Genomic DNA, 5,297 nt, shown 5'->3' with positions numbered 1-5,297 from the left:
AATTATGAGTGCGGCACGGGGAGGGCATCAAGCCGTCTACGACTATCTCTATCCCCTTGTTGATGATGAAACTCGCCGCTGCGCCGACAAACACGGGCAAAAGGAAATCGCCTACGCCATCAAACGCAAAGCCCGCGCTGTCAACAAACTGGCAGAAAAGCTCGGAGATGCGGCAGTGTATGGCAAACTTGCTCAAGTCCGGCAATTATTAGCAGAAGGTGCAGACCCGAATGCCATTAACGAATGCGGCAAAAGTCCGCTAATACTAGCCGCGATGTACGGTCATATGGCGGTGATGGGAGCATTGCTGGATGCGGGGGCAGACCCCAATCTCGGCAGCGATGAAGATAATTCCCAAGGACATACGGCATTGATGGAAGTTTCCGGCAGTTTCTGGGTATCGAATCGAGCTGAAGCCATTGGGTTTCTCGTCGAACGCGGCGCGGATGTCAATGCCCGAAACGATAGCGGGCAAACGGCACTCTTTGCGGCTGGCAGTCACACCGATGCGGTCAAAGCGTTGATTGCAGCGGGGGCGGATGTCGATATCCGGGACAACGAGGGTAATACGGTGATGATGTTGGGAACTTGGGCGGTGCAGCAGCTATTGCGTCGGGCAGGTGCTTCCGAGGAGGGTTTGAACGACGTGGCACTGGTGGATGTCGCGCGTCAGGGGGATTTGGCAAAATTAGAAGAACTGTTGCAGACCGGGGTTAATGTCAATTACAGCGATGGTATAGCGTTGGTGGCTGCCGCAGGAGAGGGACATTTAGCGATCGTCGATCGTCTGATTCGATCGGGAGCAGATGTCAATTTGGGCTGGAAAACTGGGTTAACCCCGATCGCCGATGCCGCCTATCAAGGTTATTTAGATGTGGTGGAGCGGTTATTGAGTGCGGGGGCAAATCCCTTTCAACGCTGCTTCGATGATGAGTCTAACGATGCGTTAGACTACGCCCGAACCGGACAAGCCGAAGGACATCATCCAGGGAAAGACCATGCCGCAATTATCGATCGGTTGAGCCAGTTGAAAGCATCGTCAGTCCAGCCATAACGATCGTTGTCGGGTGGGTGGCGATTTTTGGGGTATTTCTTCCCCGGTCGGTGTTCCCTTGCGTAGGCGCGCCATGCGGGGTCCGATCTGCGCGCCATGCGGAGTCCGACCGCTCTCCATACCCCCGATTCTCCCGATGCTTACCTCCACCAGAATGAAGAGTCCGAACTCGCTCTTAAAGCTCTAACTAAATAAGTGTTCAGCTCTGACTTTAAATGATTCGTCTCAGACCTCTGCTCCTTGGTAGTTATGAGTTCCCACCAAGCCGCCGTCTACAATCAGATCCTGACCGCTGATATAGCGGGCTGCCTCAGACAGCAAGAACGCAGCGGCGGTGCCGACCTCATCAGATTCACCCCAGCGGTCTAACGGTACTTGGGCAGCGGCCGCATCGAAAGCCTCTTTGCTCATCCCGATCTTTTCTACGATTGGCGTGTTGATGTAGCCGGGGCTAATCGAGTTGATGCGGATGTGAAGCGGTGCCAGTTCCAGAGCCAATGTTCGCGTAAGGCTGAGTAATGCCGCCTTGGTCGCACTATAGAGATGTGCCCCCGCAACGCCGCGATGCGCTGTCCATGACGATGTCATCAGAATCGCACCGCCATCGTTCATCATAGGCACTGCTTTTTGAATGGTAAAGAATAATCCCTTGAGGTTAATGCTTATCAGCTTGTCGAAGTCTTCGACTGTCAAATTTGACAATGGCTTGAAAATTCCAATACCCGCGTTGGCAAACAAATTATCCAAGCCACCAAATCGCTCTTTTGTATCTTCCAACGTTTTGGCCATCGAATCCAAGTCGCTGGTGTCACTCTGAGAAATCATTACCCGGTCTACAGCACGATCGTCAGTTTGGATGAGACTCGATCGTGCTTCTTCCAATGTCGAAAGAGTCCGTCCGGTGATGACGACATTTCCACCGGCCTGCACGATGCGACGGGCAGTTTCGAGTCCCATACCGCTGCTGCCGCCGGTAATCAGAGTAGTCTTATTCGTGAAATCAATCATGGTTTTGCTTTTTTATGTATTTCGATAATTCCGATCGCAGTCTTTCAATCCAACTCAAACTGCTTACGTTTTATCGAATTGAAGAACTCTCGAAAAAGAATCACTTTGCCTTCATGTACCCGAATGACAACGATATACTCATTGGAATACTCTTGGTTTGTTTTGGTGTTGAGCAGTCTGCCGATAAATTCTACAACTAGCCACTCTGGATCGGCTCCTGGGTAGATAGCCTTGACCGGAAAGGCGATCGGTTTCTTATGACCTTTTGTGCCTTGAAAATAGTCCGATAGATCCTCGAAGCCTTCGACTCGATCTCGACCGGCTCCTTCTGGGTTGAACGGAAACTCCAACACCCCATTTTCATGCCAGAGCGTCATCAAAGTTTCCATATCCCCATTGCCAAGGGTTTCGAGCCACTGCAAAGCCACTGCAATCGACTGACGATGTAAGTCAGTTCCGAACTCAGGTCGTCCACAAATCAACGATTCGTCCATTTCAATCTCCTAAAAACGAACTGCGTGCAACTAACGCAACCTGTTGTATGGTTATGATTCTTTCCTTCGATTTGGGTGAATGTTCATCCCTTGAGCGAATGCTGTCTCAAGTGCCTATTCAGTATGGTATTCAGCTTAGACAAATAAATAAATAAGATAAAAGTCACGATATTCATGACACTATGGCATTAGTAGGGCACGATGATGTCAGTGCTAATTTGCCAATGCTAATCGCTCGCGATGGTGAATCTCTCAACCCAACGACTCAGCACGATTAAAATTTTTTGCAAAGCGGCAGAACTGAGTAGCTTTGCTCGAACCGCAGAGGTGTTGGGTCTCAATCCTTCGGCGGTCAGTAAGGCGGTGTCGCGATTGGAGCGACGATTGGCAATCAAACTCTTTCATCGCACCACCCGTAAGCTGCGCTTAACCGAGGAGGGCAGTCTTTATTTTGAGCGATGCCATCAGGCATTAGGTGACATTGCTGAAGCTGAGGCTCTGATTACCCAAGGCGTTCGTTATCCTCAAGGGCGGCTGCGGGTCTCGCTTTCGGCTGCTTACAGCACCCATGTGCTAGCGCCACGCCTACCGACCTTTCTAGAGCAGTATCGGGACATTCAGGTTGAGCTGTTGGTGAGCGAGCGCTTTGTGGATCTCGTCGAAGAAAACATCGATGTGGCGATTCGCTTTGGTAATCTGCCAGATTCTAATTTAAGGGTACAGGCACTCCAGGCCTATCGTCTCGTCACAGTGGCATCTCCTCAATATCTACGGCATCAGGGCATTCCCCAGAATATTGCCGATTTACAGCATCACAACTGCATTCAGCTCCTCTCATCTCGAACGGGTCAGCCGATGAAATGGCGCTATGGGGACGATCTCCAGGATTTAGATGCCAATCTCACAACCGGGCCGAGGGTCACCGGAGCTGAGACTGCCCGTGTTCTGGCATTGGCGGGGGGGGGGTGACTCATCTGATTGAGTTTGTTGTCAGCAAAGATCTGCAAGCAGGCGGTTTACAAACTGTTTTGAACGACTTTGAATCTCCCCGACGCCAAGCCTTTGCACTGTATCAGCAACGGAAATACACTCCGCTCAAGGTGCAGCTTTTTTTAGAGTTTTTATTGTCTGCAAATTGCTAAAGTATTGGCTTTGGAGGGTCGAACAAACCGAATGTCGCTCAGTTAGCTCGAGTTCGGATATTAAAACCTCAAAGCTTACCTGCGATCGCGTCTATTTTGTCAAGTATTTTAAATATAAATTCATAAAGCCGATCGAGGATTTGTGACGCGAGGCAAGTTTTTGAAATGGAAAAAATGAGAGGGTTTTTCGATCGATCGACGTTTCGATCGGGGTTGTAGCGATTCGATCGTCTTCAATATCTAGATTTAGACACAAAAAGCCCTTGGGCTTATATTTGATAATACCCTAAAACGCCTAATTTTGCGTGGCTTATTGACACCATTCGCAGTCATGAATTTTTGTAAACTCAGACAAGCGATATGAAAATCCAAACAAGGCTGCTAAATATAAAACCAAAACTTATGTTTTGGCGATGTTTCCTCATTTAGATTCCCAAAAAGTCAGTTGTCAGGTGGTATAGCAGTTGTCAGTTCGGTGAGAACAACAGAACCTCGAACCCCAACTGCCATAAAACAGAGGGGCGATCGGGTCTAAATTGACCGCGATCGCCCCTTAAAGATATTCGATCGCCCACCTTAATAGGCATCCTGAATCTCGAAAAAGTCAGGAGAAATATAATCTTTTCGCAACGGCCAACCCACCCAATCTTCGGGCATCAGCAATCGTTTGAGATTCGGGTGTCCTTCGTAGACGATACCGAACATATCGTAAGTTTCCCGTTCTTGCCAGTCTGCGGCTTTCCAAATCCAGTAGACTGACGGAACTTTCGGGTTATCGCGAGGTAGAAAGACCTTCAGGCGGACTTCCTCGGGTTCCACGGCATTGTCGCTCACCTTAATCAGGTGATAGAAACTGACCAATTCGCCACCCGGACCCGTATCGTAACCCCCCTGACATTGGAGGTAGTTAAATCCGTAGGCATATAAAGCCGTTGAAAGGGGAATTAAGAAGTTCGGATCGACTTTAATCGTTTCTACGCCGCTTGCATCCACTTCCAGAGCTTCGCTCTCGAATCCATTTTCACTCAACCATCCATAGACCTTCCCCGTGGGGACGGGTTTGGTTTCCGTTGCCGACTCAGTGGATTTAGACTCTTCAGCCACGATTCACCTCCTCGGTTGCTGCGGCTTGGAGTGCAGGGGGAATCGGCATCCCGATCGCATCGGTTAACTCCTTCGGTGGCGTTTGACGGCTTGCCGAACGAATGTACTCACCGGTCAAAATCGGTTCGACGGCTTTCATGTTATGAGAAATCGTGTGATACCGGTGAGTTTGTTGGAACTCGGCTCGCTCTTGCAGCGATTCGTTAGCGACTTTTTTACGCAACTTAATAATGGCATCGATAATTGCTTCCGGTCGGGGCGGACAGCCGGGAATGTACACGTCCACTGGCAGCAACTTATCCACGCCGCGCACCGTCGTCGGAGAATCGACGCTAAACATTCCCCCGGTAATCGTACAAGCACCCATTGCAATCACGTACTTGGGGTTGGGCATCTGTTCGTATACCCGCACCACCGCCGGGGCCATTTTCATCGTAATCGTGCCGGCCGTAATGATTAAATCCGCTTGTCGGGGGCTGTTGCGCGGTACTAACC

5 protein-coding genes and 1 pseudogene are annotated in these 5,297 nt (G+C 50.0%); 2 read left to right on the top strand and 4 right to left on the bottom strand.

What is annotated here, in order from left to right:
* Positions 1-1,054: ankyrin repeat domain-containing protein (locus IQ235_RS18080; protein ID WP_264322808.1), on the top strand; the 1,054-nt coding region annotated here is incomplete at its 5' end.
* 225 nt (positions 1,055-1,279) lie between these two features.
* On the opposite strand, the gene IQ235_RS18075 is transcribed toward IQ235_RS18080, so the two are convergent.
* Together IQ235_RS18075 and IQ235_RS18070 are read right to left on the bottom strand one after the other, a co-directional pair.
* Complete coding sequence (locus IQ235_RS18075; RefSeq protein ID WP_264322807.1) at positions 1,280-2,062, bottom strand: SDR family NAD(P)-dependent oxidoreductase; 783 nt, start codon at positions 2,060-2,062, stop codon at positions 1,280-1,282.
* A 44-nt stretch (positions 2,063-2,106) separates the two neighbouring features.
* Complete coding sequence (locus tag IQ235_RS18070) at positions 2,107-2,556, bottom strand: nuclear transport factor 2 family protein (protein WP_264322806.1); 450 nt, start codon at positions 2,554-2,556, stop codon at positions 2,107-2,109.
* Between the two features lie 240 nt (positions 2,557-2,796).
* On the opposite strand from IQ235_RS18070, the pseudogene IQ235_RS18065 reads away from it, so the two are divergent.
* Positions 2,797-3,698 (top strand): annotated as a pseudogene (locus IQ235_RS18065) (LysR family transcriptional regulator).
* 576 nt (positions 3,699-4,274) lie between these two features.
* On the opposite strand, the gene IQ235_RS18055 reads toward IQ235_RS18065, so the two are convergent.
* Together IQ235_RS18055 and nuoB are read right to left on the bottom strand one after the other, a co-directional pair.
* Positions 4,275-4,802, bottom strand: a complete 528-nt coding sequence (locus tag IQ235_RS18055) for an NAD(P)H-quinone oxidoreductase subunit J (RefSeq protein ID WP_264322803.1) — start codon at positions 4,800-4,802, stop codon at positions 4,275-4,277.
* Positions 4,795-5,297 (bottom strand): NADH-quinone oxidoreductase subunit NuoB (gene nuoB, locus IQ235_RS18050; RefSeq protein ID WP_264322802.1); only part of this gene is annotated, 503 nt, incomplete at its 5' end. The genes nuoB and IQ235_RS18055, both read right to left, overlap by 8 nt.

This window comes from Zarconia navalis LEGE 11467 (genome assembly GCF_015207075.1).
GTDB lineage: Bacteria > Cyanobacteriota > Cyanobacteriia > Cyanobacteriales > Geitlerinemataceae > Zarconia > Zarconia navalis.
Note: the sequence above shows the minus strand (reverse complement) of the source record. Positions and strands in the feature narration are given on the sequence as shown.

Coding starts and splice junctions, on each gene's coding strand:
- IQ235_RS18075 (WP_264322807.1), bottom strand. CDS start 2,062: ATGATTGATTTCACGAATAAGACTACTCTGATTACCGGCGGCAGCAGC.
- IQ235_RS18070 (WP_264322806.1), bottom strand. CDS start 2,556: ATGGACGAATCGTTGATTTGTGGACGACCTGAGTTCGGAACTGACTTA.